This window comes from Litoreibacter sp. (assembly GCF_039974535.1).
GTDB lineage: Bacteria > Pseudomonadota > Alphaproteobacteria > Rhodobacterales > Rhodobacteraceae > Litoreibacter.
This window is the reverse complement of the sequence record NZ_JBDWIU010000013.1, coordinates 50,824-76,439: the sequence shown is the minus strand read 5'-3', so window position 1 is coordinate 76,439 and position 25,616 is coordinate 50,824. Positions and strand designations below refer to the sequence as shown.

Genomic DNA, 25,616 nt, shown 5'->3' with positions numbered 1-25,616 from the left:
AAGGCCGACGCACCATAGCGTCACAGCCATGAGGGGATGGTATCGCGATTTATCATCTCGTCAAAGGTAGGACGTTCCCGAATGACGGCGAATTGATCCTCATGGACCAAGACTTCCGGAATTAGGGGTCTAGAGTTGTACTCAGACGCCATCACCGCGCCATATGCCCCCGCGGACCTGAAAGCGACCAAATCACCGGCACCGACAGGGGGCATGCGGCGCTGCTTGGCAAATGTATCGCCACTTTCGCACACTGGGCCGACGATATCGTATTTCACCTGCTCCACGCCGGCGGCAGGCTCGACCACGGGGATGATGTCGTGATGCGCACCGTACATCGCGGGGCGGATAAGATCGTTCATCGCGGCGTCAATAATCATGAAGCTGCGGTCCTCGCCCTCTTTGATGTAGATGACTTCGGACACAAGCAAACCGGCATTACCCGCGATAAGGCGGCCGGGTTCGATCTCGATCTCGCAGCCCAAGTGGCCAACTTTGTCTTGGACCAGTTGACCAAATTCTTGCGGCAATGGCGGTGCGTCATTGGAGCGCTCGTAGGGAATGCCCAACCCGCCACCAAGGTCTAAGCGGCGAATGTCGTGACCTTCTGCGCGTAGCATCCTGGTCAGCTCTGCCACCTTCTCAAAGGCCAGCCCAAAAGGTTCTAACTGCGTCAGCTGACTGCCGATGTGCACGTCAATGCCAATGACATCCAAGCCCGGAAGGGCGGCGGCCTCGGCGTAGACTTCTTTTGCGCGCGAAATCGGGATGCCGAACTTGTTCTCGGACTTGCCCGTCGCGATTTTTTCATGGGTTTTGGCGTCGACATCGGGGTTCACTCGGATGGTCACAGGTGCTGTGGCCCCCATCGAAGACGCGACTTCCGAAAGCACCTTCATCTCTGGTTCGCTCTCGATGTTGAACTGGCGAATGCCGCCCTCCAAAGCCAACCGCATCTCTTCTCGCGTTTTGCCCACGCCAGAGAACACAATCCGGTCGCCCGATATGCCCGCCGCCTTGGCCCGCGTGTATTCGCCGCCAGACACAACATCCATGCCAGCGCCCAGATCGCCCAGCAGCTTTAGCACCGCTTGGTTGGAATTGGCCTTCATCGCGTAGCAGACCAGATGCTCGGACCAGTCCAACGCCTCGTCGAAAAGGCGGAAGTGCCGCGCCAAGGTGGCACTGGAGTACACGTAGAACGGCGCGCCAACTTGGGCGGCAATGTCAGCGATAGCAACGTCTTCGGCATGCAATTTGCCGTTGCGGTAGAGAAAGTGGTCCATCAGTCGAGAGGCCTTGTTCGCAGGAATAAATAGAGCGGCAAGCCGCAAGAAACACCGATACAGAAGGTGGCGGGAATGGCAAGCAGTGCCACCCAGTTCCGGCGCACTGCGACCTCCGCCACAATCCAGACCGTCAAGGCAATTGCCGCGATCAACAGATCCCAAACCAGACCGGTCGTGGCAGAGTTAACCTTCCATGCCACAAACATGTCGGTTAGCGCGTAGCCATTCACATCCGCCCATTGCCAGAAATGATAGATCGGGTGAATTGCACCCCAAATGGCGAGCGCGAGGTATATCTTTCTGAGAAGTGACACATTGGCCTCCCGTTTTGACCGGATTTAACGCGATTTAGCCCATTTCGCCACAAGAAATGACGGTTTCAGCCATCACGTCACTCTGTGCGCCGTACATGTTTCCACCCAGTTCAGACCGACAGCCTGTATCTACGATTTGTTTCCCAACGCCTTAATTTCTGGACGAAGACGTTCGAATACCTGACGTCAACGACGCAACGTCGCAATTGCCACTTACATTCCTGCTTGCTTGAAGGGTTAAAGCTAATAATATTGCGAACCTAGCCCCCATTTGGCGGGATGCGAGAGGAATTGAGATATGGCCGAGATCGAACGCGAAAGCATGGAATACGACGTAGTCATCGTCGGAGCTGGCCCAGCCGGCCTAAGCGCGGCTATCCGCCTGAAGCAACTGGATGCAGACCTGAACGTGGTGGTCTTGGAAAAAGGCTCTGAAGTGGGTGCGCATATCTTGTCAGGTGCGGTTCTTGATCCATCAGGCCTAGATGCGCTGCTGCCCGACTGGCGCAACATGGACGCGCCGATCAAGACACCGGTAAAGGCCGATAACTTCTACATGCTGGGCGAAGCTGGCCAAGTCCGCATCCCGAACTTCGTGATGCCGCCACTGATGAACAACCACGGCAACTACATCGTCTCCATGGGGAACGTCTGCCGCTGGATGGCAGAGCAGGCCGAGGGCATGGGCGTTGAAATTTTCCCCGGCATGGCCTGCTCCGACATCGTCTACGGCGAGAGCGGCGAAGTAAAAGGCGTGGTTGCCGGGGTCTTTGGCCTCGAGGCGGACGGCTCTTACGCCGAAAACACGGAACCGGGGATGGAGCTACTCGGAAAATACGTGTTCCTGTCCGAGGGTGTGCGCGGCTCGCTGTCCAAGCAAGTGATCGAAAAGTTCGATCTAGCCAAAGGTGCCAGCCCACAGAAATACGGACTTGGCATGAAAGAAATCTGGGAGATCGACCCAGCCAAGCACAAGGAAGGCACCGTCACCCACACAATGGGCTGGCCGCTGAACAGCAACGCAGGTGGCGGCTCCTTCATCTACCACCTCGACAACAATCAGGTTTACGTGGGCTTCGTGGTGCACCTGAACTACGAGAACCCGCATCTGTTCCCCTACATGGAATTCCAGCGCTTCAAGCATCACCCGATGGTGGCGGACTTGCTGGAAGGCGGCAAACGGGTGGCCTACGGCGCGCGCGCCATCACCGAGGGCGGCTGGCAGTCCTTGCCAAAAACCGCCTTCCCGGGCGGCGCGTTGTTGGGTTGTTCGGCGGGCATGGTCAACGTGCCGCGCATCAAGGGCAACCATAACGCAATGTTGTCGGGCAAAGCCGCGGCGGAAGCGGCGTTTGAGGCCATTGGCGCGGGTCGCTCCGGCGACACTTTGGACGGCTACGACACGGAAGTTCGCACAGGCGCTATCGGCAAGGACCTCAAGCGCGTGCGCAACGTCAAACCTTTGTGGTCGAACTACGGCCTGACGGCCTCGCTGGCGATTGGCGGCGCGGACATGTGGATCAACAACATCTTCGGCACCTCGCCGCTAAACCTCGCCCACCGCAAGTCGGACGCGGAGGCCACAGGCAAGGCCGCAGACTTCACGCCAATCGATTACCCCAAACCAGATGGCAAGCTATCCTTCGACCGGCTAACCAACGTGTCCTTCGCGGCGACCAACCACGAAGAAAGTCAGCCCTCGCACCTGCAACTAAAGGACGCGAGCATTCCGATGTCCGTCAACGTCCCCGAATATGCAGAACCCGCGCAGCGGTATTGCCCCGCGGGCGTTTACGAGGTCGTCGATGACGCCTTCGTGATAAACTTTCAAAACTGCGTGCACTGCAAGACCTGCGACATCAAGGATCCGTCGCAAAACATTGTTTGGACAACGCCTCAGGGCGGCGACGGGCCGAACTACCCCAACATGTAAACGTCATTTGACGCGGCAAGATAACACCTGCCGCGTCAAACCTATGAAACGGGTCATGGACAACCCGAAGTCCCCCCCCTACCTTCATCTGCAACACATGATGAATTGGGCCAGACCGTTATGATCAAGACACGCATCCAACGCCGCGTCGCACTGCTGTTGCTTTCGCTTGCAGCAAGCACAGCGCCAGTTATCGCAGCCGAGCACGGGTTTGCTGGGCCGTATCTTGCTGCAAGGCAAGCTTCAATCTCATCTAATTACAACGAGGCGGTTCGCTACTACCGCCAGGTCATTACGGCTGAGCCGGGCAATCTCCTGCTGAAAGAAAACGCGATTGTAGCGTTGATTGGTCAGGGCGATATTGAGGGTGCCATTGAGGTTGCGACCCAACACGAAGCAGCGGGCGGCGAGAACCAAATCGTTGACCTCGTACTAGACACAGACGACGTCGCGAGCGGTAAATTCAGCCGCGCCGCGCAAGAAACCACAGAAGAAACCGGCTTGGCCCCTCTTTTGGGCGGATTGACCCGCGCATGGGCATTGCTCGGCGAAGGCAATATGACCGACGCGACAGCGGTATTCGCCACAATTGCCGAGACCGAAGACTTCGCGTCATTCTCTTATTACCACAACGCCCTAGCGCTGGCTTCGGTTGGCGATTTTGAGGGCGCTAATAGCATTCTTAGTGGTGAGGCCTACGGCCCGCTTGTGCTGAGCGCACGAGGGATAGAAGCCCATGCGCAAATCCTAGCACAGCTCGACCGCGAACAAGACGCCCTAGATTTGCTCGAAGCCACAACCGCGAACGGGTTCAGTGCTGAGCTTGAGGCCCTGAAAACCAAACTGAACGCGGATGAGCCCCTAGCCTACGACTTTGTCACAAATGCCAGCGAAGGCATCGCGGAGGTTTACTTCAACCTGTCCGCTATTCTGGACGGTCGTGCTGCACCTGAACATGTACTGTTGTATGTGCGCATGGCTCAATATCTTCGACCCGATCACGCATCGGCGGTTCTGATGGCCGCTGAGATACTCGAGGAGATGGGCCAATATGATTTGGCAACGCAAGCCTATGCGTCGCTGGGATCAGAATCCCCCGCTTACGTCCTTGCCGAGATTGGCCGCGCCAATGCTTTGTACTCGGATGATCGCAAAGACGCCTCGGTAGAGGTTTTGACGGCTCTGTCAAAGTCACACGGTGATATTGCACTGGTGCACTCCACCCTTGGCGACATTCTCAGCCGGACCGAAAAGAACGACGAATCCATCGCGTCTTACACGCAGGCGCTAGCGCTCAATGGCGCTGGAAGCCGCAACAACTGGCGCATTCTATATGCTCGCGGCATCGTCAAAGAACGCCAAGACGATCTGATTGGAATGGAAGCCGATTTCCGCGAGGCGCTTGAACTGTCACCAAACCAACCCGACATCCTAAACTACTTGGGTTACTCTTTGGTGGAGCAACGCATCAAGCTGGATGAAGCGTTGGGCATGATCCAAACCGCGGTTAAAGAAAGCCCGGACAACGGCTACATCACCGATAGCTTGGGTTGGATCTACTACCGCTTTGGCCGCTTTGACGAAGCCGTGGCCCCGATGGAACGCGCGGTTGAATTGATACCCGTTGATCCGATCGTAAACGACCATCTTGGGGACGTGTACTGGCAGGTCGGACGTGAGCGTGAAGCCGAGTTCCAATGGAAGCGTGCTTTGTCGTTCGAGCCAGAGGAAGCTGACGCAGAACGTATTCGGGCAAAACTCGCCCGAGGATTGACCGCCGTTCTGGAAGAAGAAGCCAGCGCAGGAACGACCCAAACCGCCAACGAATGATGATTGACGAATTTGCACCTGCAAAGGTCAACCTGACGCTGCACATCACGGGGCAGCGCGAGGATGGCTACCACCTGCTTGATAGCTTGGTCATGTTTGCCTCGGTGGGGGATAAGCTGGCGCTCACTCCTGCACAATCGCTTGGGCTATCCGTTGATGGCCCTGAAGGCCGCGCCGTGCCGACAAACCGAAACTCGGTCCTTGATGCGGCTGCCCTGCTTGACCCGTTGCGCAGCGCGCATATCCAGCTCACCAAGGTCCTTCCTGTGGCATCCGGCATAGGTGGCGGCACCGCAGATGCCGCCGCGGCTTACCGAGGGCTATCAAGGCTGTGGGGCATCCCCTTGGCATCCCCCTCTGCAAACACGTTCACCCATATCGCCGCCTTAGGTGCGGACGTGCCTGTGTCTTTGTTTTCCAAAACAGCACGCATGTCTGGGATTGGCGAAGAGATCGAGTTTCACCCGCAGCTCCCCCTTCTCAATGCCGTTTTGATCAACCCGCGCGTGGAGGTCTCAACCCCCGCCGTTTTCAAATCGATTGCATCCAAAACGAACCCCGCAATGAGCATGATACCTAAGTTCGCCACAGACGCGGATTTCATCAAATGGCTTGGCTCCCAACGCAATGACATGCAGGAGGCAGCGATTGCGCAGGCCCCGATCATTGCGGATGTGCTCGAGAGCCTATCGTGCGCACAGAGCTGCCAATTGGCACGCATGTCAGGCTCAGGTGCGACGTGCTTTGGGTTGTTCCCAGGCGCGTCGTCTGCACAAGACGCCTGCGCCGCGATAGAAGCTCAACACCCTGATTGGTGGATCAAGCGATGCACCCTAGGTGACGCCTCTTTTTAGTGCAGCCGCTCGACCACGTAGTCAGCAAGTTCGCTTAGCATATCCGTCAGTTCCCCTTGGGGAACCGCCTTAAGTGCTTGTTTTGCTTTCTCCGACCACGCCAAAGCTTCAATTCTGGTCTGCTCTATCGCGTCGTATTTCTTCAAAAGGGCAACCGCGTGATCAAGATCACCGTCTTCCTGTTTCCCCTTCTCAATGGTGCGAACCCAGAAATCGCGGTCTGCGTCACCGCCCGCCGCGATAGCCTTGATCAGTGGTAAGGTCAGCTTGCGCTCGCGGAAATCGTCGCCGATGTTCTTGCCAGTCTTGGCAGCATCCCCTGCAAAATCCAAAATGTCGTCTGCGATCTGGAAGCTCACCCCAAGGGCGTCACCGTAAGTGTAGAACGCCTCAACGATCTCATCCGGTGCATCTGCAACCATCGCGCCCACCTGAGTCGCCGCCGAGAACAGCGCGGCTGTTTTGCCTCGGACCACCTGCAAATACACCTCTTCGGTGGTCGACAGGTTTTGGGCGGCTGTCAGCTGCAACACCTCGCCCTCCGCGATCACGGCTGAAGCGTTCGACAGAACCTTCAGCACATCCAGACGCCCCGCCTCCGTCATCAATTGGAACGACCGCGCAAACAGGTAATCCCCCACAAGAACCGAGGATTTGTTATCCCACAAAAGATTGGCCGCTGGGCGCCCGCGGCGTTGCCCGCTGCCATCCACAACATCGTCGTGTAGCAAGGTCGCCGTGTGAATAAACTCAACCGTTGCGGCAAGATGGACATGATACGGTCCCTCGTAGCCACAAATTTTCGCGGCCGCCAAAGTCATGATTGGCCGAACCCGTTTCCCCCCAGCCTCGACCAGATGCGCAGTGACTTCAGGGATGCGTGGGGCATGCTCGGATGCCATTCGTGTGCGGATAAGGGTGCCTACGCCATCAAGTTCATCGGCGAGCGCTTCTGTAAGGCGGTCATGGGGTTTCACAGTTAGGTTATCCAAACTCATTTAGCTCTGCCTCGCATCTCGACAAACATGTGCGCCTGTCGTTAACTCCGTCACATGAAAGAGCTTTTGCGCAGCAACGATCCTACAGTCATAGCCTTCTCTAAAGCCCTACTGTCGGGAGAAGATATAGGCGTGTTCGAAATGGACGTCCATATGAGTGTTCTCGAGGGGTCCGTTGGCATATTGCCTCGCCGCCTCATGGTACGCGAGCAGGATTTGTTTATGGCACGTGCAATTTTACGTGACAATGACATCCCCCTAAACGGTTGAGGACTTATGAGTTTTTGCCCTGACGAGCTCACTCATGATGCGTTTTTGGGTGGAAAACTCCATCTCTGGCAGCCGAAAAAAGGGTATCGAGCGGCCACTGATCCGGTTTTGCTTGCGGCGATGTGCCCCGCCTCAGCCGGGCAATCCGTTCTGGAAATTGGCTGCGGCGTCGGTACAGCATCCCTTTGCATAAGGTCGCGCGTAGATGTGCAGCTTACTGGTGTGGAGTTGCAACCTGACTATGCCGAGCTGGCCCACCGCAATGCCCAAGAGGCTGGCTACGAGATGACGGTGGTTGATGCAGACCTGACAGATATGCCCCTTGAGCTTCGCATGCGCAGCTTTGACCACGTCATTTTAAACCCTCCCTACTACGGCCCCGGCACGTCCTCCCCCAATGAAGGGCGCGATACGGCTATACGCGAACAAACCTCCCTATCGGACTGGGTCGATACCGCCCTTCGTCGCGCTGGCCCTAAGGGAATTGTAAGCATCATTCATCTTGCTGAGCGGGTCGGCGACCTTATCGAATTGCTCAATCCGCGTGCAGGTTTGATCGAAATAAAGCCAATTTCGGCGCGAGAGGGGAAAATTGCCGGTCGGGTTTTGCTGCGTGCGCACAAAGGCCGCGCCTCGCGGAGTATCTTGCATAACCCTTTGGTCTTGCACGACGGACAACACCATATTCGCGACGGAGACGATTACTCCAAGGTGGCCACAGACATTCTTCGCCACGGAAAATCGATCGAATTGTAGGTTCTATTGCCGCAATGCCGCGACGCATTTTCGTGACTTGGAGCGCTATATGTGCTGCTATTGGGGTCTAAACCACACAACAAGGAGTTATGCCCATGACGATCAGTTCTCACCTGTCTGAGCTGAAACGCAAACACGATGCATTGTCTCAACGAGTGGAAGACGCACAACGAAGCCCTGGATATGATGACTTGGCCGTTGTTGATCTGAAGAAGCAAAAATTACGATTAAAAGAAGAAATAACTAAGTACGCGAACTAGATTTTCGCGACCCAAGCGCCGCAAGTCCGGCACCTACAGCAATTAGGACTGCCGCCAACAAAATGACAACCGTCGCTTGGGTAATACCCGCCACAATCAAGACGCAGGTGGACAGCAATGGGGCTGCATAAGACGCGGTACCAAGTAGCTGAATGTCCCCTTTCTTAACCCCCACATCCCATAGGTAGAACGCCGCACCAACAGGCCCAGCGCCTAGGCCTATGATGGAGACCCACGTCATAACCCCGCTTGGCGTGACCGTTTCCTCAAACAAGAGATGCGCGATTACAGATAAAACGCTGGTCGCAAAGCAAAAGAACGTCACAATCTCTGTTGGAACCTCGCTGAACTTGCGCGATAGAACCGAGTACCCCGACCACGTCAGCGCACAAAGAACGGCCAATGCGTACCCGGGGGCATAGGCCCACTCAAAGCCCGCGCCGCCACGTGCGACAATCAACCCAGCACCCGCAAATGAAATTAATGCGCCAATGATATGCAACGGGCGTAATCGCTCGTTCGGAAGCAGCCCCGAGAACAACACGATGAGCAATGGCCATAGGTAAGCGATCAAGCCCGCCTCAGCCGCTGGTGCCATCCGAAGCGCGAAGAAGTACAGAGCGTGGTAGCCAAACAACCCACCAACTCCCAATGCCCAAACGATGGGTGGTGTCGATGTAAGTGTAGACCTCATCCGGCCACCGCGATGTGTGAAGGCAAGCCCAACTGCCCCTCCGATTGCGAAGGCCATAGCACTTAATTGGAAGGGCGGGACCGGATCGGAACCCACAGTCAACAACGCAAGAACGGACCACAAAAGGACCGCGCCAAACCCCAAGAATGTCGCCAAGGACTTCTCCATTTGTACACCTTGCCCCCAAAGTTGAGTGTCGAGCTATGCCTGAATAAAAAAGGGCGGCGCACGAATGCACCGCCCCGATAGCTACTGTGGTTTTGTACTTAAGCCAAGTATTGGCCGCCGTTTGTCGACACTGTCGAGCCGGTGATGAAGCCCGCATCATCAGAAGCCAAGAAGACAACCGTGCGTGCAATCTCCTCAGGCTCACCCAAGCGACCCACTGGAATTTGCGGCAAGATCACCTCATTCATGACTTTCTCGGGGATAGTGCTCATCATTTCGGTGTTAATGTAGCCTGGGCAAATCACGTTCACGGTGATCCCGGCGCGCGCACCCTCTTGGGCCAATGCCTTAGTGAAGCCAATGTCACCCGCTTTCGCGGCGGCGTAGTTGGCTTGCGCGAACTGCCCTTTTTGACCATTGATCGAGCTAATTGTTATGACGCGGCCGAACTTGCGATCACGCATTCCGGGCCAAATCGGGTGCGTCATGTTGAACACGCCCGACAGGTTGGTGTTCATTACTTCTGACCATTGTTGCGGCGTCATTTTGTGGAACGGTGCATCGCGTGTAATGCCAGCATTGTTCACAAGCACTTCGACCGGACCAAGGTCCGCCTCAACTTGAGCGATACCAGCGGTACAGGCATCATAGTCGGCGACATCCCACTTGTATGTTTTGATACCGGTTTCGGCGGTGAAAGCCGCAGCTTTTTCGTCGTTACCAGCGTAGGTTGCGGCAACGGAATAGCCTTCGGCCTGCAGAGCTTTAGAAATGGCAGCGCCGATTCCGCGCGATCCGCCGGTAACAAGTGCAACACGGGGCATAATGGTTCCTCCAGTACGAAAATGAAATTTTATGTCTAAAGAAGTATAGGTTGCGCAATTTTCATGCGCAACCGTGTTTCTTTGGGAAATTAATCTCGTTCAACGCAAACTGCCACGCCCATGCCGCCACCGATGCACAGAGTTGCGAGACCTTTTTTAGCGTCACGACGCTGCATTTCAAACAACAGGGTGTTCAACACGCGGCAACCGGATGCGCCAATTGGGTGACCGATAGCGATTGCGCCGCCGTTCACGTTTACGATTTCTGGATCCCAGCCCATGTCTTTGTTCACCGCACATGCTTGTGCCGCAAATGCCTCGTTCGCCTCAACGAGATCGAGATCAGACGCCTTCCAGCCAGCTTTTTCCAACGCCTTGCGCGACGCGTAGATCGGGCCAACACCCATGATTGACGGGTCGAGACCAGCAGTTGCGTAGCTAACGATACGCGCTAAGGGTTGGACACCGCGCTTCTCGGCGTCATCCGCGCTCATCAGCAAGGTGGCCGCAGCACCGTCGTTCAAGCCCGACGCGTTTGCCGCGGTGACCGAACCATCCTTCGCAAATGCAGGGCGCAATTTCCCCATCGCATCCATGGTCGCGCCATGGCGGATGTATTCATCGCTTTCCATCGTGATATCGCCCTTGCGGGTTTTGATCGTGAAGGCCGCGATCTCGTCGGCGAATTTACCTGCTTTTTGGGCAGCTTCCGCTTTGTTCTGCGAAGCGACTGCAAATTCGTCCTGCATTTCGCGGCTGATCTGCCATTGATCTGCAACATTTTCAGCAGTTTGACCCATGTGGTAACCATTGAACGCATCCCACAGACCATCGCGGATCATGCTGTCGATGTACTTCATGTCACCCATCTTTTGACCTTGGCGAAGGTTCGCCACATGCGGGCTCATGGACATATTCTCTTGGCCACCGGCAACCACGATCGACGCGTCACCTAGCATGATGTGCTGCGCCCCCAAGGCAACCGCCCGCAGGCCGGAGCCACACACTTGATTGATGCCCCAAGCCGAAGCCTCCTTTGAGAGCCCAGCGTTGATGTGCGCTTGACGCGCAGGGTTTTGGCCCTGTCCACCGGTCAGAACTTGCCCGAGGATCGTTTCGGACACCTCAGCCTTGTCGATCCCAGCACGCTCCACCACAGCTTCGATGACTGCAGCACCAAGATCATGCGCGGGGGTGTTAGCAAAAGAACCTAGAAAGCTACCGACACCTGTACGGGCAGCGGAGGCGATTACGACATTGGTCATGGACATTCCTTTCTTATGATCGGCACACCTCTATAGTTACAGGATTCACCGATCTGACATAGCAAAGTTTTATAAGCTTGCTTTGGGTATACTTTTGTACACCGTGGCTCACATCTTGCCGATGAGCAAGGGCCAACCCGACGCTTTCGCAAATCGCATCGCAATTTGGCTCAAATTAGCGGTGAGCTTCTCGGCGTGAGCTCAATTTCCACGGCTCGGAAATTGACGGCACGCCAAACAGGTATCCTTGCAGGCAATCCACTCCAGCCTTGGCAAGATAATCAGCCTCCTGAGGGCGTTCTACACCTTCGGCGACTGTGAACATGTCGAATTGCTGTGCTATCGTTACCAACGCCTGCATGAGGACCTGATTGTCTGCATCGAGGTCGATATTACGCGTAAAAATCGCATCTATTTTTACAATGTCAAAGTAGAGCTCTTTGAAATGCCTAAACGCCGTGTAACCCGCACCAAAATCGTCGAGCGCAAAGGAAATGCCCCTGCGCTGCATACGCGTCATGAAATCTGACACGAGATCAGGCATCAGTAAGGCGGATGATTCGGTGATCTCTATGATTAACCGCTCGCCTACGGTTGGATCGCACAGCAACCCTTTCTCAAGAGCCTGCTCCCAAGACGGGTGCCCGATTGAACGGGGCGACATATTGATTGAAAGCCTTAATCCGGGATGTGCGATGAGGCTCTCCACCCCCAATTCGACCGCAAGGCAATCGATCATGCGACCTTCATCACGCGGCTCAATTGTCTCAATGAATTCTTTGGCGGGGATAATGCGCCCCGTTTCATCCATGACTCGCATCAGGCCCTCATAGAAGGCGACGCGCCCCACGTCAGATGAATTTATGATGGGCTGAAACGCCAAGGCGACATCGCGTTTGCGCAAAGCATCCCGCACCATGTCCAAGATGTGGGCGTCACGCTGGGCTACCGCCGCAGAGAGAGGATCACTCGCGAAATTTTGGTTCCGTGCCATCTGGTCCATTCTCTCAATTGCGATAAAGCACACCTAGTGGAGGAGCGCTTAATTGCGAGTTAATGTTCCAATTTTGTTCCAATTAGAGTAAACAACGATTCAACCTTTAAAACCGTTGAAATGCAGGTGAATTATATGGGCGAACGTTGCGGCTGGTGTGGCACGGAAGAAATTTACGTCAATTATCACGACACCGAATGGGGTGTTCCCGAATATGACAGCCGCGCACTTTGGGAAAAGCTGATCCTAGACGGCTTTCAAGCCGGCCTTAGCTGGATCACCATTTTGAAAAAACGTGACGCGTTTCGCGAGGCGTTCGAAGGGTTTGACCCGAACATTATCGCCGGATGGGGCGAAGCGGACGTGGAACGCCTGCTGCAAAATGCGGGCATCGTGCGCCACCGCGGCAAAATCGAAGCCACCATTGGCAACGCCCGCGCATGGCAAAAGATTGAGCAGCGCGAAGGGTTCGACAACTTTCTATGGAACTACTTCGACGGCAAGCCCCTGCAAAACCAGTTCACCACACTAAGTGAGGTTCCCGGTTTTACCCCGCTTAGCACCCAAATCTCCAAGGATCTAAAGAAGGAAGGCTTCCGCTTTTGCGGCCCAACAATCGTCTACGCCTTCGCGCAGGCATGCGGGCTGATAAACGATCATTTGGTTACCTGCCCGCGCCATAAGGAAGTTCAAAAGCTCGCGCGTTAGGAGCCCCAAGGGCCGTGATGCGCGCCCTCTTTGTCGGTCCGCTCAAAGCTGTGCGCCCCGAAGAAGTCGCGCTGCGCTTGGATCATGTTCGCAGTGGAGCGCCCAGTGCGCATCGCGTCATAATACGCCAGACCAGCGGAGAGTGCAGGCACCTGCAAACCGTGCGTGATAGCCGTCGCAACGACCTTACGCAGCGCCGGCATGCTGTCCTCGATCATCTTAGAGAAGAACGGCGCGAACATCAGGTTGTCTTGCGGAGCCGCCGTCAGCGCATCGGCCATGTCATTGAGCATGGTGGAGCGAATAATGCAGCCCTCGCGCCAAACGCGTGCGATTTCCGGCATGGGCAGGTCCCAATTGAACTCGGTGCCAGCGGCGTTCAACAGGTGGAAACCCTGCGCGTAGCACATGATTTTGCCCGCAATAAGCGCCTGTTCTAGGTCGTCGGAGCTTAACGCATCGTCTGCCAAAACCACAGGGGCTGCACCGAATGTTGCCTCGCCGCGTTCGCGCTCAGATTTGATCGCGGACAGGTTGCGGGCTGCGACAGCGGCCTCGATCACTGGGATTGGCGCGCCTAGGTGTTGGGCTTCAATTACAGTCCAACGGCCCGTGCCTTTTTGGCCTGCGCGATCCAAGATAATGTCGAGAACGGCGTTGCCGCTTTCTTCATCCGTTGCCGCAGAAACCTTGCCGGAAATCTCGACCAAATAGGATTGCAGCGGGCCTTTGTTCCACGTCTCGAACGCTTGGGCGCAAGTGGCAGCCGTAGCGCCCTGACCGTCGCGCATGATGCCGTAAACCTCGGCAATCATCTGCATGTCGGCGTATTCGATACCGTTGTGAACCGCCTTCACGAAGTGGCCCGAACCACCCTGCCCCATCCATGTCGCACAAGCCGTACCGTCATAATCAGCAGCAATAGCCGTGAGGATATGGCCCACTTGGTCCCAGGCTTCCTTGCGGCCACCACCCATAATGGAGGGGCCGTGGCGCGCGCCTTCTTCGCCGCCCGACACACCAATGCCCAAGAACGGCACGCCATCAGCTTCAGCCTGTGCCGCGCGTGTTTCAGTGTTGCGGAAGTTCGCGTTGCCTGCGTCGATGATCAGGTCGTCCTTGCCCAACAAGGGGCGCAATGCCGCGATTTGCTGGTCCACGGCGTCGCCCGCGGGAACCATCAGAATGATCGCGCGTGGCTCCGCGATAGAGGCAACCAAGTCTTCAAGCGTGTCACAAGGTGTGATCCGCTGCGCCAGATCACCGGCGTCATCAAAGAATTCTTTTGTGCGGGAGGTGGTGCGGTTGAACACCGAAATCGCGAAACCCTTCTCCGCGATGTTGAGGGAGAGCATTGCCCCCATCGTACCAAGTCCGATTAGGCCAATTTCAGATTTCGACATTGCAATACACTCCTCTGTCTGCGTTCATCAGTTATCGCTAACAACCCTAGGCGTCAAACTAGTCTCGGGATTGCCCACAATTTAGCAGGGACTCACATGCGTGACATTGATCTGACGGAAGGGTTCATCTTGGGCCACTTCAAAAGCTTGGCCGTTCCCGCCGCCTTGGGCATGTTGTTCACCACGCTCTACAATGTCGTCGATGTATATTTTGCGGGCCAAATCTCCACTCAAGCCCAAGCAGGGTTGGTTATTGGCTTCCAAGCATTCTTTGTGACGATGTCGGTTGGGTTTGGCCTTGGCTCTGCGATGAGCGCATTGGTCGCCAACGCACGCGGCAAGAAGGACGACGAAACGGCCCGAAGATTGGCGTCGCAAGGCATGAGTTTTGGTATAACCGCCGTGCTTGTATTGATGATTGGCGCTGTGCTGTTGGGGCCAAAAGTTATCGCCGTTTTGTCAGAACCCGGTGAGTTCCGCGACGCCGCGACCTCTTACTTCTTGTGGTTGGTGGTGGCCCTACCAGGTTTTTTGCTGGCCTACGGGGGCAATGGCATCCTGCAGGCGCATGGCGATACCGTATCCATGCAACGCGCGATGATGGCTGCCTTCTTTGCCAACATCGTCCTGAACCCCTTGTTCATTTACGGCATCCCCGGCGTTGTCTCTGGCATGGGGTTGGACGGCATCGCCTTGGCCACCATCGTTTCCCAAACCGGCGTCGCGATATGGATCCTACGACAAGTTCTTGCACGCCGGATCATGGACAGGTTTCAGCTTCAATGGCTCACCCCAAATCTGGCCAGCTACCGCGAAATTCTAGATCAAATGCTGCCAACCACAACTGCGTTCATGGTAATGTTCTCATCGGGTTTTATGGTGCAGTTCACACTAAAGAGCTTTGGCGCTGAGGCCGTCGCGGCCTATGGCATCGCCTTGCGTGTGGAGCAAATATTGCTGTTGCCTGTACTAGGTATGACGGGGGCCTTGCTGCCAATTGCGGCCCAAAACTTCGGGGCGGAGCAATTTGAACGAGTGCGTGCTGCGGTATTTTCATGCTTGAAAATTGGCTTCATCATGACTGCCATTGCCTTCCCGATTTTGTGGTTCGCCTCCCCCTTCCTTTTGTCACTCTTCAATGATGATACAAAGGTCATTGACATCGGGGTCAGCTACCTTCGCATCGACAGTTTCCTTTTCCCGATCTACATGGTGCTTTTCTCCATCAACTCGTTCCTACAAGCGCTAAAAAGGCCCATCTGGACCCTATGGATCAGCATTTATCGCCAAGGGATTGGTGTTGCCTTGTTCCTTTGGATATTTGTCGGCGTCATCGGAATGGGCCTTTGGGGTGTCTGGATTGGCATCGCGACGTCAGTGATCACGGGGGGAATAATTGCCGTCCTTGTGGCCCTGCGCATTGCAGATCAAAAGATCGGCGGGCTTCGAGCTTAGGCGCATGATCGACCTTCGGAAATATCTGGCATAGCTGGATGGCGCTGTGATCATGTGTTAATGCTGCCGCGCCAACTTGAAGAATTTATGTCCTGTTGAACTGGGGTGCAAAGCAGCCCTCGATGCGAAGTGAAGTCAACAAATGCCGGAACATGAAAGCAAATATCGATGACACGGGACTATTCCGAATTATTCCCCAGCAACGATGCGACGTCCAATGCACACCCGCTGGCGGCGTTGGGGTGGCAGCCGTTCTTTGCCCAACAGATTAGCGTAGAACAATTGGAAGAAACGCCCCCGCTACGCGTTACCGAAGTGCACCGCAACGGCTTGCAAGCCCGTGGCGACGACATCGACATGCACATCCCCCACGGGCCTGATGCAACGGTCGGCGACTGGATATTGCTCAACCGTGAATTGCCGTCATCCAGCGAAGTACTCACCCGAAAGAGCCTGATCAAACGGCGCGCACCGGGAAAAACCTTGGGCGTCCAACATATCGCGGCCAACCTTGACACCGCCTTCATCGTGTCATCCTGCAACGACGACTTTAACGTCGCGCGGATGGAACGGTTCATTGCCCTCGCCTTTGAGGCGGACCTGTCGCCCGTCATTGTTCTCACGAAGATCGACACCTGCAGCGCCCCAGAAGAGTACATCAAACAAGCTGAAGCGCTTTCCTCAATTGTGCCTGTCGTGGCGTTGAACGCCAAAAGCGCTGAGCCGCAAGAAAAGCTGGCCCCATGGTGCAAGCCCGGTCAAACGGTTGGCTTTTTGGGGTCGTCGGGCGTGGGAAAATCCACGCTGACAAATGCACTTGCGGGAGGCACCGAAATTACGACGCAAGCCGTACGCGAAGACGACGCCCGAGGCCGCCATACGACCACTCGGCGGAACTTGTATTTCCTACCCTCTGGCTGCGCGGTTCTAGACACGCCGGGCATGCGTGAGTTGCAGCTCACGGACGCAGCCTCTGGGGTGGCAGAGATGTTTTCCGACCTCGACGAGTTGGGGGCGCAATGTAAGTTCAACGATTGCAAACATACGGTCGAGCCAGGGTGTGCCGTCATGGCGGCTGTCGCGTCGGGCGAAGTGGATGCCCGCCGTGTGGCGCGCTGGCAAAAACTAGTAGCAGAGGATCTGCACAACTCCGCCACCTTGGCAGAGCGCCGCATCAAGGACAAAGGGTTAAGCAAATCCATTCGCAGCGCGCAGCAGCGAAAGAAGAAAAAGTAGCCAGCGCATTTCTCGGCACGCACACGCCGCAAACGGACGTTGCGACAACTAGCTTTCTATCTGATGGCCTTAACTGCGCTGCGCGTTCATCTGCATCTTTCGTCCATCTATGCCAGCGAAGGGCGGAGAGAGACCTTGCGCGCACTCATACTGTAGCAAACCCGTAACATTCGCGATGCGGAAATACGCTTAGCCCGCTGGCGTTTGCCCAATCACTATGGCAAGAGTCTCATTGCAGCACGCAACGGGAATAGTATTGTGAAAAAAGCGTTAATTACTGGTGTAACTGGACAAGATGGCTCTTATTTGGCCGAATTTTTGCTTGAAAAAGGCTATGAAGTACACGGTATCAAACGCCGCGCATCATCCTTCAACACGCAACGCGTCGACCACATCTACCAAGACCCTCACATTGATGATGCGCGGTTCAAACTGCATTACGGCGATCTCGCGGACAGCTCCAATCTGACGCGGATCATCTCTGAGGTGAAACCTGATGAGGTATACAACCTCGGGGCCCAATCCCACGTAGCCGTCAGCTTTGAGGCCCCCGAATATACCGCCGATGTGGATGCGATGGGAACATTGCGCCTCCTCGAAGCCATCCGCTTTTTGGGGCTGGAGAAAACCACCCGTTTCTATCAGGCCTCTACGTCCGAGCTATATGGCCTAGTTCAAGAAACACCGCAGACGGAAACGACCCCGTTCCATCCGCGCAGCCCCTATGCTGTCGCGAAAATGTACGCCTATTGGATCACCGTGAACTACCGCGAAGCTTATGGCATGTATGCCTGCAACGGCATCCTGTTTAACCACGAAAGCCCTCGCCGAGGCGAAACCTTCGTGACCCGCAAAATCACTCGCGGTTTGGCGAATATCGCCCAAGGTCTTGAGGACTGTTTGTACATGGGCAACATCGACGCCCTACGCGATTGGGGCCACGCCAAAGACTACGTCCGCATGCAGTGGATGATGCTGCAGCAAGATACGCCGGACGATTTCGTCATAGCGACTGGCAAACAGTACTCGGTTCGGCAATTCATCATCTGGTCTGCAGAGCAACTGGGCATCACATTGCGATTTGAAGGCAAAGACATTGACGAGGTCGCGGTAGTCGAAGCGATTGAGGGTGATAAAGCCCCCCACCTGAACGTCGGCGACACTGTCTTGCGTATCGACCCGCGCTACTTCCGCCCTGCGGAAGTGGAAACCCTCTTGGGCGACCCTGCCAAAGCCAAGCGTGAACTGGGGTGGACCCCAGAAATCACCACGCAGGAAATGTGCGCAGAGATGGTTGAGGCAGACCTAAGAGAAGCCCGCCGCATGGTCGCTATTAAAGCACATGAAAACGGGCAAGCGTTGTCGTGAAGCAGATTTCGGACAAACGCATTCTGCTAACCGGCGGCCGTGGAATGGTTGGGCAAAACCTTCTAGAAGCGGCAAAGGGCCTGCAGGTAGATCACCCCAGCAGCCAAGATTTGGACCTGACACAGGCCAAAGACGTGTCCACCTACATTCAGGACACAAAACCAGATTTGATCATCCACGCCGCAGGCAAGGTCGGGGGCATTCAAGCCAACATGGCCGACCCCGTTGCCTTTCTCGACCAAAACTTGGCGATAGGCCGCAACCTGATCATGGCGGCCTTTAACGCCAACATCCCTGAGTTTCTAAATCTTGGGTCAACCTGCATCTACCCACGCGCAGCCGAGAATCCCTTGCGCGAGGAAATGGTTCTAACGGGCGAGCTGGAACCGACCAATGAAGGCTACGCCATCGCGAAAATCGCGGCCCTTCGCCTATGCCAGTACATCCGCAGCCAGCGCCCAGATTTACATTATAAAACCATGATCCCGTGCAATCTTTATGGGCCTCATGATAACTTTCATCCCGAAAAGTCTCACCTTCTGCCTGCAATTATTCGCAAGGTTTATGACGCCAAGTCTTCGGGCGAAAAGACGGCGGAGATTTGGGGCGACGGCACCGCGCGCCGCGAGTTCATGTATGCGGCTGACCTTGCCCAAGCCATCTTGAAGGCGGCCGACAATATAGACAGCTTACCCGATCTTATGAACACTGGCTTAGGGCATGATCATTCCATCAACGATTACTACCGCACAGTTGCTGAAGTTCTTGGCTGGGACGGAGAATTCACCCATGATCTGACCAAACCCGTCGGCATGAAACAAAAACTCTGCTCGACCGAGAAGGCGGATGCTTGGGGCTGGGAGGCCTCCACTTCGTTGGCGGACGGCATCGCGCAAACCTATGCATTCTTTTTGGAGAACCACGTCTAATGTCTTTTACTTACCCATTGGCGACCTCATCTTGGGATCAAGACGAGCAGGATGCGCTGCAGCGCGTTATCGCATCTGACCGGTTCTCGATGGGGGACGAGGTCTCAACGTTCGAAACCCAATTCGCGGCACATTTCGGGTCAAAGTATTCCGTCATGGTCAATTCCGGCTCTTCGGCGAACTTACTGATGGTCGCCGCACTGTGCTTTTCTGAAAATCCGGATTTGAAGCTCAACGCGGGCGACGAAATCATCGTTCCCGCAGTTTCATGGAGCACGACCTACTTCCCGCTGCAACAATACGGCCTGAAGTTGAAATTCGTCGATATCGACGCCGACACGTTGAACTACGATCTAGACGCCCTTGCCGATGCCGTGACTGACAAAACCCGCGCCCTAATGGTGGTGAACCTTCTTGGGAATCCGAATGACTTTGACCGCATCGAGCAGATCGTCGCTGGGCGTGGCATTGTTATGATCGAAGATAACTGCGAATCCATGGGGGCCACCCTAAACGGTAAGCAAGCCGGAACCTTTGGGGTGATGGGCAGCTATTCGTCGTTCTTCTCGCACCACATCTCCACCATGGAGGGCGGGTTGGTCGTGACCGATGATGAAGCGCTCTACCATATTATGCTATCCCTGCGGGCGCATGGTTGGACGCGCAATCTGCCGAAGGAAAACACCCTGACCGGCACCAAAAGCGACGATCCTTTTGAGGAATCTTTCAAGTTTGTCCTGCCAGGCTACAACCTACGACCACTGGAGATGTCGGGTGCCTTGGGTCAAGCTCAGCTTCTAAAGCTGCCATCTTTGATTTCCGGGCGACGCGCCAACGCAGCTCTATTCCAGCAGAAAATGGAAGATCACCCTGCCTTCTCGATACAAAAGGAAGTCGGCGAAAGCAGCTGGTTTGGGTTCAGCCTTGTTGTGAAAGAAGGTGTGGACCTAACACGCAAGGCTGCAATTTCAGCGCTCACCAACGCCGGGTTCGAGTGCCGCCCTATTGTCACAGGCAACTTCGCGAAAAATGAAGTGCTCAAATACTTCAACTACGAAGTTCATGGCGAGCTGAAGAACGCCAATCATATTGATCAATTCGGGTTATTCATCGGCAATCATCACTATCCAATGCCAGAGGCCTTTGACGCCCTTTCAGAAGTTAAGTTTTAATGACCTCAAATGTGCATCCCCTTTTGCTGTGCGGCGGCTCTGGAACACGGCTTTGGCCGTTATCGCGCAAAAGCTACCCTAAGCAATTCGCCCAGCTAACGGGGGACCAAAGCCTGTTCCAAGCCTCGGCCTTGCGACTGGCCGGAGATGGCTTTGCAGACCCGATGATCGTCACAGGCTCTGACTTTCGTTTTGTTGTAAAAGAACAGCTGACAGACGTAGGCCTAACCCCCGACGCCATTCTCATTGAGCCTTTCGGACGCAACACGGCACCAGCCATCCTCGCAGGTGCCTTGATGCTTGAGGCGCAAGCCCCCGGCGCGTTGATGCTGGTAGCACCTTCCGATCATGTCATTCCCGACGCCGACCGCTTTCGCGCTGTCGTACAAGCCGCCATTCCTGCAGCAAATGACGGGCAATTGGTGACATTCGGCATCCGCCCTGACCGCGCAGAAACTGGATACGGCTGGTTGGAGTTGAGCACACCACCAAGCGACGACTTCGCACCGGATGCGCAACCATTGAAAGCCTTTGTTGAGAAGCCTGACACGGCAACAGCCAAGCAGATGTTCGACAGCGGCACCTACCTTTGGAACGCAGGGATATTCTTGTTCTCCACCACGACATTGATCAAAGCCTTTGAAGCCCATGCCTCAGCCATGTTGGCCGACGTACGGACGGCGGTATCAGCCGCGCAAACAGACATCGGCTTTTACCGACTGGACGAGCAGGCATGGGAAAAACTGGAAGACGACTCGATTGACTATGCGGTCATGGAGAAGGCCAGCAACCTAAGCGTTGTCCCTTACGGCGGCGCGTGGTCAGACCTTGGTGGCTGGGACGCCGTTTGGCGCGAAAGTGGCCCAGATGTCGACGGTATCGTCACCAATGGACCCGCAACGGCCCTAGATTGCAAAAACACACTGCTGCGGGCGGAAGACGATGGCCAAGCGCTCATCGGCATTGGGTTGGAAGACATCATCGCCGTGGCGATGCCCGACGCCGTGCTCATCGCGCATAAAGACCGCGCACAAGATGTCAAAAAGGCGGTTAGTGCGCTTAAGGAACAAGATGCCCTGCAGGCAGAATCCCTGCCGCGTGATTATCGGCCGTGGGGCTGGTTTGAGAGCTTGGGCACCGGCACTAGGTTTCAGGTGAAGCGCATCGTGGTGAACCCAGGCGCTGCACTTTCGTTGCAAAGCCATAAGCACCGCGCGGAACATTGGATCGTTGTCGAAGGCACAGCGAAGGTGACCATCGACGACGAGGTGAAACTGGTTGAGGAAAACCAGTCCGTCTACATTCCGCTGGGTGCCGTTCACCGCATGGAGAACCCCAGCGATAAGCCAATGGTGCTGATTGAAGTGCAAACGGGCAACTATCTAGGGGAAGACGACATTGTCCGCTACGAGGACATTTATGCCCGCGGCCAAGGGGCTAAGGGCTAAGGGCTAAGGCGATTAGCCTGTTGATGCGGCCCCGAGAGCCGCATCAATGGATCAGTGCTGTTAAGATATACGTGGCTCCAACGCGGCAATAACCCCGCGCAGCTCCGCCAGACCTTTCAAACGCCCAACCGCCGGATATCCGGGCTGAGTTTGGCGGCCCAAGTCATCCAGAATGTCCTGCCCGTGATCAGGCCGGAATGGGATGGACCAATCCGCGCGACCAGCCGCTTTGCGGCGGGCCTCCTCCTGCACGGCGGCCTCCAGAAGGGCCACCATATCCGTGGCACCGCCCAAGTGCTCCGCCTCGTAGAACGACCCGCGAATATTATCGGTTTCGCGCGCGACGTTGCGCAAGTGTAGGAAGTGCACCCGATCCCCAAGACGCGCCATCATCCCGGGCAGATCATTGTCTGGGCGCGCCCCAAGAGAGCCGGAGCACAACGTGATACCACTTGCGGGAATATCAACTGCATCCATGATCGCCTTGTAGTGCGCCTCGGTCGACATGACCCTTGGCAGCCCCAACAAGGGGAACGGCGGATCGTCGGGATGACAGCACAGCCGCATCCCCAACTCTTGCGCCAAAGGAGCCACCTCACTTAGGAAGTCGATCAGGTGCTGGCGCAGGGTCTCTTCCTGCATTCCGGCGTATTCATTCAAGTGCGCCTTCACATCGTCCAGCGTGAACGTCTCGGCGGCCCCCGGCAGGCCAAACGCAACATTGCCAGCCAACTGCTGCGCCTGCTCGTCGGTCATAGCGGCGAAACGTTGCGCCGCCTCTTCTTGCAAGGCCGCGTCATAGTCTGCGGATGCACCGTCGCGTTTCAATATGTGCAAATCGAAGGCAGCAAAATCGATCAGGTCGAACCGCATGCATGTCCCGCCACTTGGCAGCCGCCACGCCAAATCTGTGCGCGTCCAGTCGAGCACGGGCATGAAGTTGTAGCAGATCACCTCGATCCCAGCGGCGGCCAGATTGCGCATGCTTTCGCGGTAAGCGTCGATATGTGCACGCCAATCGCCTTGCTGCTTTTTGATGTCCTCGGACACGGGCAGGCTTTCCACAACCGACCAATCCAACCCCGAAGGAGAGCCGTCGCGCATTGTTGCGATCTCGAGTTTGCGTTGCTCGATCTCGGCTGGGGTCCAAACCACACCCGGCAAGACATGGTGCAAGGCGGAGACGATCCCTTCGGCCCCAGCCTGCACCACGGCGTCAATTGATACGATATCTTTTGGGCCAAACCATCGCCACGTCTGCTTCATAGGATCCTCCTCATGGGCGAGCGCCCTGTTTGAAGCCTTTTTTACAGGTTTCGAACAGGCATTCCAGACGCAAGGGCAAGCATCCGCGCTTTATTGAAAGTTCCGGCTTGGGAACGGTCTTTTTGACTGATCACGCGGACGCCTCCGCGTTCAAGCAATAGATCCGGCTTGCATTGTTTTGTTTGAATGTAAGAACGAACGGCCCGTCACTCGGTAACCGAGGGAGCCACATTCAGGCGGCGCGACGCTGTGCACCATCGAACATGCCAAGCCTTCAATGCTCCCGATTTGTTCTTAACAAGTTCCCAGCGCTGCAGAGACGAGCAGTCCACATCTAAAACTGGCGAGCATTGCCACCGTGTCTCGGCTGCGTTGCTGCCCAAGCCATCCGCAATGCAGCAAAGACCGGTCGTCTTCCCCGCTTTGGCCGCCAACTGCAAACGGCGCCCTGCAGTCAGACCAAGGACCTCGGACAGCTCAATCACCACCAAAGACAGGCTGCCATCGCGCAAGGCTTCCTCCATCGCCGCAAGCCCTTCAGCCTGGTCTTTAACCTGCGCTATCAGCAGTTTTGATGGATCGAGATACGGACTTAGTCCAACGGGGTTTAATACCTCCGCGCGCCAAGCTTGGCGAATCCACAAGACATCGCCCTTACTTTCTCCCGCAGCAATCGCGGCAAAGCTAAACGCCCCAGCCCCGCACACTTCATGCACGCGGGTTGGTTGTAAGGGAAAGTAAGAAAAAAGGTCAGATGTCATTAGTATAAGGCTACACGCTACGGGCTTCGTCTCAACCCCGAATTGACACGTCACGCACCCGCATCAATCCCGCGCTTCCATTCGCCCTTGAACAAACGCAGGTGGAAGGCAGGAAACTTCACCAGTTCTTCACCCAATACCAGTGCGAACACCCAAATCGCGGATAGGTCCAGATACAGCACCATGAAGGCGGTCAACGGCAGACGGAATAACCACTGCGAGCCCACGAAGATATACATGACGTAAAGCGTATCCCCGCCCGCCCGAAGGGTGTTGCCGCAAATCGCGTTGGAGATCTTGGGGAAGGGTAAAAAGAGCAACACGGGAAGGAAGCTTAATAGGGTCGTGGTCGTCTCGACCTTCAACCCCTCATACAGCCAAGTCGATGATAGGCAGACCAGTACATAAGTGGTCGCGACCAAAATCGCCGCGATGAATGCTGCGCGCCATGCCCGCCCTAAGAATTCATCCAAAACGTGGCTTTCTGACTTTCGTCCCAAAAGTTGCGCCACAAAAATGCCCGTCGCCTGCGCCCATGTGATGCCGAACGTGCCCGCGACCATAACCCAAGGCATGATCAACGTCATCGCTGCGAATTGGTTCACATTCAGTTTGGCATAGAGCAGCATCGCCACGCTGCTGGCGAGCGTGGAGCTGATGAATGTCCCCGCAATTGGTAGCGCAAAGATCAGGTGCCTTTTGGTGGAGAACGCCAAGGTTCCGCGTAGCCACCCCTCGACGTTCAGGAAGAACTTGTCACGTCGGTACAGGCGCACACTCAAGTAAAGCAGCCGCAATGTGGAAGACATGGCGCTGCCAACAGCGGCCCCGACAAGCCCCAATTCGGGGAACCCGTATAGACCATAGATCAAGACAATGCTCATGATGATATTAGCCGGAACCGCGATCAGATAACTATAGAACGGTATCTTCGTCTCACCACAGCCATTGAAGTGCCCTGTGAGGCATTGCGCCATAGCCTCGACCAAAATGACAACGGCAAACACCTGAAGGTAGCTCAATGCCAGCTCCGCTATTTGGGGGGTATGGGCGAAGGCGTGGATGACATGGGATGCGCCAAGCCAGACAAGTAGGAGCCCCAAGCAACATGCCGCCAAGTTGATAAGCAAGCCGCAGTACAAACCGGTTTTGAGCGCGACCGGATCGTCCGAACCGAAGGCTTGCGCTACCCGAATTTGCGTCGCCGTAGAGAACGCCATGATGATGCCCATCAACAGGCCCGCGATTGACGTAGCCAAGCCCATGGCCGCCAAAGCCTCCTCGCCCAAAGCCGACACCAAATAAGCATCGATCACGACGATACCGTGCAGCATGATGGCTTTCAGCGTGAGCGGCCAAGCCAGCTTAAATACGGCTGAGGTTGTGGGACTACCTGCGTTATCTGTCAAACTAGACATGGG

General features: G+C 55.8%; 24 protein-coding genes. 13 read left to right on the top strand and 11 right to left on the bottom strand.

Going from position 1 to position 25,616, the window contains the following annotated elements; all coding sequences use genetic code 11:
- Nucleotides 1–20: 20 nt before the first annotated feature.
- The gene (lysA, locus tag ABJN86_RS15660) at nt 21–1,286 is read right to left on the bottom strand and encodes a diaminopimelate decarboxylase (protein WP_348363915.1); all 1,266 of its coding nucleotides are present in this window, start codon (nt 1,284–1,286) and stop codon (nt 21–23) included.
- Nucleotides 1,286–1,603, bottom strand: coding sequence for a DUF2834 domain-containing protein (locus tag ABJN86_RS15655; protein ID WP_348363913.1), 318 nt, complete (start codon nt 1,601–1,603; stop codon nt 1,286–1,288). Before ABJN86_RS15655 ends, lysA begins: the two co-directional genes overlap by 1 nt.
- A 298-nt stretch (nt 1,604–1,901) precedes the next feature.
- Between ABJN86_RS15655 and ABJN86_RS15650 the strand changes: the two genes are divergently transcribed.
- From ABJN86_RS15650 to ABJN86_RS15640, 3 genes are all read left to right on the top strand, one after another.
- A complete protein-coding gene (locus ABJN86_RS15650) occupies nt 1,902–3,536 on the top strand; it encodes an electron transfer flavoprotein-ubiquinone oxidoreductase (RefSeq protein WP_348363911.1) in 1,635 nt (544 codons plus the stop codon).
- A gap of 120 nt (nt 3,537–3,656) precedes the next feature.
- Complete coding sequence (locus ABJN86_RS15645; RefSeq protein WP_348363909.1) at nt 3,657–5,366, top strand: tetratricopeptide repeat protein; 1,710 nt, start codon at nt 3,657–3,659, stop codon at nt 5,364–5,366.
- On the top strand, nt 5,363–6,220 hold the full coding sequence (locus tag ABJN86_RS15640) for a 4-(cytidine 5'-diphospho)-2-C-methyl-D-erythritol kinase (protein ID WP_348363908.1): 858 nt from the start codon (nt 5,363–5,365) through the stop codon (nt 6,218–6,220). Before ABJN86_RS15645 ends, ABJN86_RS15640 begins: the two co-directional genes overlap by 4 nt.
- Here the strand turns inward: ABJN86_RS15640 and ABJN86_RS15635 are convergent.
- Nucleotides 6,217–7,218, bottom strand: a complete 1,002-nt coding sequence (locus ABJN86_RS15635; RefSeq protein ID WP_348363907.1) for a polyprenyl synthetase family protein — start codon at nt 7,216–7,218, stop codon at nt 6,217–6,219. The two genes, ABJN86_RS15640 and ABJN86_RS15635, sit on opposite strands and share 4 nt — an antisense overlap.
- A 54-nt stretch (nt 7,219–7,272) precedes the next feature.
- Here ABJN86_RS15635 and ABJN86_RS15630 point away from each other — a divergent pair, with 54 nt between their 5' ends.
- The 3 genes from ABJN86_RS15630 to ABJN86_RS15620 all read left to right on the top strand — a co-directional run bounded on the left by ABJN86_RS15630 (nt 7,273) and on the right by ABJN86_RS15620 (nt 8,504).
- Entirely contained in the window at nt 7,273–7,488 is a 216-nt protein-coding gene (locus tag ABJN86_RS15630) for a DUF2007 domain-containing protein (RefSeq protein WP_348363905.1), read from the top strand.
- A 6-nt stretch (nt 7,489–7,494) separates the two neighbouring features.
- A complete protein-coding gene (locus ABJN86_RS15625) occupies nt 7,495–8,244 on the top strand; it encodes a methyltransferase domain-containing protein (RefSeq protein ID WP_348363903.1) in 750 nt (249 codons plus the stop codon).
- Between the two features lie 95 nt (nt 8,245–8,339).
- Complete coding sequence (locus ABJN86_RS15620) at nt 8,340–8,504, top strand: DUF465 domain-containing protein (RefSeq protein ID WP_348363901.1); 165 nt, start codon at nt 8,340–8,342, stop codon at nt 8,502–8,504.
- Here ABJN86_RS15620 and ABJN86_RS15615 read toward each other — a convergent pair.
- The 4 genes from ABJN86_RS15615 to ABJN86_RS15600 all read right to left on the bottom strand — a co-directional run bounded on the left by ABJN86_RS15615 (nt 8,488) and on the right by ABJN86_RS15600 (nt 12,449).
- The gene (locus ABJN86_RS15615; RefSeq protein WP_348363899.1) at nt 8,488–9,366 is read right to left on the bottom strand and encodes an EamA family transporter; all 879 of its coding nucleotides are present in this window, start codon (nt 9,364–9,366) and stop codon (nt 8,488–8,490) included. The genes ABJN86_RS15620 and ABJN86_RS15615 overlap by 17 nt on opposite strands.
- 98 nt (nt 9,367–9,464) lie before the next feature.
- The gene (gene phbB, locus ABJN86_RS15610; RefSeq protein ID WP_348363897.1) at nt 9,465–10,190 is read right to left on the bottom strand and encodes an acetoacetyl-CoA reductase; all 726 of its coding nucleotides are present in this window, start codon (nt 10,188–10,190) and stop codon (nt 9,465–9,467) included.
- A gap of 89 nt (nt 10,191–10,279) precedes the next feature.
- A complete protein-coding gene (locus ABJN86_RS15605; RefSeq protein WP_348363895.1) occupies nt 10,280–11,455 on the bottom strand; it encodes an acetyl-CoA C-acetyltransferase in 1,176 nt (391 codons plus the stop codon).
- A gap of 175 nt (nt 11,456–11,630) precedes the next feature.
- Nucleotides 11,631–12,449 carry an EAL domain-containing protein gene (locus ABJN86_RS15600; protein WP_348363894.1) on the bottom strand — a complete coding sequence of 273 codons (819 nt, stop codon included), beginning with the start codon at nt 12,447–12,449 and terminating at the stop codon, nt 11,631–11,633.
- A 135-nt stretch (nt 12,450–12,584) separates the two neighbouring features.
- On the opposite strand from ABJN86_RS15600, the gene ABJN86_RS15595 reads away from it, so the two are divergent.
- Nucleotides 12,585–13,157 (top strand): DNA-3-methyladenine glycosylase I, encoded by a 573-nt coding sequence (locus ABJN86_RS15595; protein ID WP_348363892.1) that lies wholly within the window; start codon nt 12,585–12,587, stop codon nt 13,155–13,157.
- Here the strand turns inward: ABJN86_RS15595 and gndA are convergent.
- On the bottom strand, nt 13,154–14,560 hold the full coding sequence (gene gndA, locus ABJN86_RS15590) for an NADP-dependent phosphogluconate dehydrogenase (RefSeq protein WP_348363891.1): 1,407 nt from the start codon (nt 14,558–14,560) through the stop codon (nt 13,154–13,156). The two genes, ABJN86_RS15595 and gndA, sit on opposite strands and share 4 nt — an antisense overlap.
- 96 nt (nt 14,561–14,656) lie before the next feature.
- Between gndA and ABJN86_RS15585 the strand changes: the two genes are divergently transcribed.
- The 6 genes from ABJN86_RS15585 (at nt 14,657) to ABJN86_RS15560 (ending at nt 22,168) form a co-directional block, all read left to right on the top strand.
- Nucleotides 14,657–16,015 (top strand): MATE family efflux transporter, encoded by a 1,359-nt coding sequence (locus ABJN86_RS15585; RefSeq protein ID WP_348363889.1) that lies wholly within the window; start codon nt 14,657–14,659, stop codon nt 16,013–16,015.
- A gap of 168 nt (nt 16,016–16,183) precedes the next feature.
- On the top strand, nt 16,184–17,251 hold the full coding sequence (gene rsgA, locus ABJN86_RS15580) for a ribosome small subunit-dependent GTPase A (RefSeq protein ID WP_348363888.1): 1,068 nt from the start codon (nt 16,184–16,186) through the stop codon (nt 17,249–17,251).
- 258 nt (nt 17,252–17,509) lie between these two features.
- Nucleotides 17,510–18,619, top strand: coding sequence for a GDP-mannose 4,6-dehydratase (gene gmd, locus ABJN86_RS15575; RefSeq protein ID WP_348363886.1), 1,110 nt, complete (start codon nt 17,510–17,512; stop codon nt 18,617–18,619).
- Nucleotides 18,616–19,548: a GDP-L-fucose synthase gene (locus tag ABJN86_RS15570; RefSeq protein ID WP_348363884.1), complete on the top strand. Its 933-nt coding sequence runs from the start codon at nt 18,616–18,618 to the stop codon at nt 19,546–19,548. Before gmd ends, ABJN86_RS15570 begins: the two co-directional genes overlap by 4 nt.
- The gene (locus ABJN86_RS15565; protein ID WP_348363882.1) at nt 19,548–20,720 is read left to right on the top strand and encodes a DegT/DnrJ/EryC1/StrS family aminotransferase; all 1,173 of its coding nucleotides are present in this window, start codon (nt 19,548–19,550) and stop codon (nt 20,718–20,720) included. Before ABJN86_RS15570 ends, ABJN86_RS15565 begins: the two co-directional genes overlap by 1 nt.
- The gene (locus ABJN86_RS15560) at nt 20,720–22,168 is read left to right on the top strand and encodes a mannose-1-phosphate guanylyltransferase/mannose-6-phosphate isomerase (RefSeq protein ID WP_348363880.1); all 1,449 of its coding nucleotides are present in this window, start codon (nt 20,720–20,722) and stop codon (nt 22,166–22,168) included. The genes ABJN86_RS15565 and ABJN86_RS15560 overlap by 1 nt, the downstream gene beginning before the upstream one ends.
- Nucleotides 22,169–22,228: 60 nt before the next feature.
- On the opposite strand, the gene uxuA is transcribed toward ABJN86_RS15560, so the two are convergent.
- The 3 genes from uxuA to ABJN86_RS15545 form a co-directional block, all read right to left on the bottom strand.
- A complete protein-coding gene (uxuA, locus tag ABJN86_RS15555) occupies nt 22,229–23,434 on the bottom strand; it encodes a mannonate dehydratase (protein WP_348363878.1) in 1,206 nt (401 codons plus the stop codon).
- Nucleotides 23,435–23,640: 206 nt separating this feature from the next.
- Entirely contained in the window at nt 23,641–24,195 is a 555-nt protein-coding gene (locus ABJN86_RS15550) for a hypothetical protein (protein WP_348363877.1), read from the bottom strand.
- 50 nt (nt 24,196–24,245) lie between these two features.
- On the bottom strand, nt 24,246–25,613 hold the full coding sequence (locus tag ABJN86_RS15545) for an MATE family efflux transporter (protein WP_348363875.1): 1,368 nt from the start codon (nt 25,611–25,613) through the stop codon (nt 24,246–24,248).
- Between the last annotated feature and the right edge of the window lie 3 nt (nt 25,614–25,616).

Excerpts from the sequence above, each read along its gene's own strand:
- ABJN86_RS15550 (WP_348363877.1), bottom strand. The coding sequence starts at position 24,195 with ATGACATCTGACCTTTTTTCTTACTTTCCCTTACAACCAACCCGCGTG.
- ABJN86_RS15560 (WP_348363880.1), top strand. The coding sequence starts at position 20,720 with ATGACCTCAAATGTGCATCCCCTTTTGCTGTGCGGCGGCTCTGGAACA.
- ABJN86_RS15630 (WP_348363905.1), top strand. The coding sequence starts at position 7,273 with ATGAAAGAGCTTTTGCGCAGCAACGATCCTACAGTCATAGCCTTCTCT.
- ABJN86_RS15600 (WP_348363894.1), bottom strand. The coding sequence starts at position 12,449 with ATGGCACGGAACCAAAATTTCGCGAGTGATCCTCTCTCTGCGGCGGTA.
- ABJN86_RS15545 (WP_348363875.1), bottom strand. The coding sequence starts at position 25,613 with ATGTCTAGTTTGACAGATAACGCAGGTAGTCCCACAACCTCAGCCGTA.
- ABJN86_RS15615 (WP_348363899.1), bottom strand. The coding sequence starts at position 9,366 with ATGGAGAAGTCCTTGGCGACATTCTTGGGGTTTGGCGCGGTCCTTTTG.
- ABJN86_RS15620 (WP_348363901.1), top strand. The coding sequence starts at position 8,340 with ATGACGATCAGTTCTCACCTGTCTGAGCTGAAACGCAAACACGATGCA.
- ABJN86_RS15625 (WP_348363903.1), top strand. The coding sequence starts at position 7,495 with ATGAGTTTTTGCCCTGACGAGCTCACTCATGATGCGTTTTTGGGTGGA.
- ABJN86_RS15650 (WP_348363911.1), top strand. The coding sequence starts at position 1,902 with ATGGCCGAGATCGAACGCGAAAGCATGGAATACGACGTAGTCATCGTC.
- lysA (WP_348363915.1), bottom strand. The coding sequence starts at position 1,286 with ATGGACCACTTTCTCTACCGCAACGGCAAATTGCATGCCGAAGACGTT.
- rsgA (WP_348363888.1), top strand. The coding sequence starts at position 16,184 with ATGACACGGGACTATTCCGAATTATTCCCCAGCAACGATGCGACGTCC.
- ABJN86_RS15605 (WP_348363895.1), bottom strand. The coding sequence starts at position 11,455 with ATGACCAATGTCGTAATCGCCTCCGCTGCCCGTACAGGTGTCGGTAGC.
- phbB (WP_348363897.1), bottom strand. The coding sequence starts at position 10,190 with ATGCCCCGTGTTGCACTTGTTACCGGCGGATCGCGCGGAATCGGCGCT.
- ABJN86_RS15645 (WP_348363909.1), top strand. The coding sequence starts at position 3,657 with ATGATCAAGACACGCATCCAACGCCGCGTCGCACTGCTGTTGCTTTCG.
- uxuA (WP_348363878.1), bottom strand. The coding sequence starts at position 23,434 with ATGAAGCAGACGTGGCGATGGTTTGGCCCAAAAGATATCGTATCAATT.
- ABJN86_RS15640 (WP_348363908.1), top strand. The coding sequence starts at position 5,363 with ATGATGATTGACGAATTTGCACCTGCAAAGGTCAACCTGACGCTGCAC.
- ABJN86_RS15565 (WP_348363882.1), top strand. The coding sequence starts at position 19,548 with ATGTCTTTTACTTACCCATTGGCGACCTCATCTTGGGATCAAGACGAG.
- ABJN86_RS15585 (WP_348363889.1), top strand. The coding sequence starts at position 14,657 with ATGCGTGACATTGATCTGACGGAAGGGTTCATCTTGGGCCACTTCAAA.
- gndA (WP_348363891.1), bottom strand. The coding sequence starts at position 14,560 with ATGTCGAAATCTGAAATTGGCCTAATCGGACTTGGTACGATGGGGGCA.
- ABJN86_RS15595 (WP_348363892.1), top strand. The coding sequence starts at position 12,585 with ATGGGCGAACGTTGCGGCTGGTGTGGCACGGAAGAAATTTACGTCAAT.
- ABJN86_RS15635 (WP_348363907.1), bottom strand. The coding sequence starts at position 7,218 with ATGAGTTTGGATAACCTAACTGTGAAACCCCATGACCGCCTTACAGAA.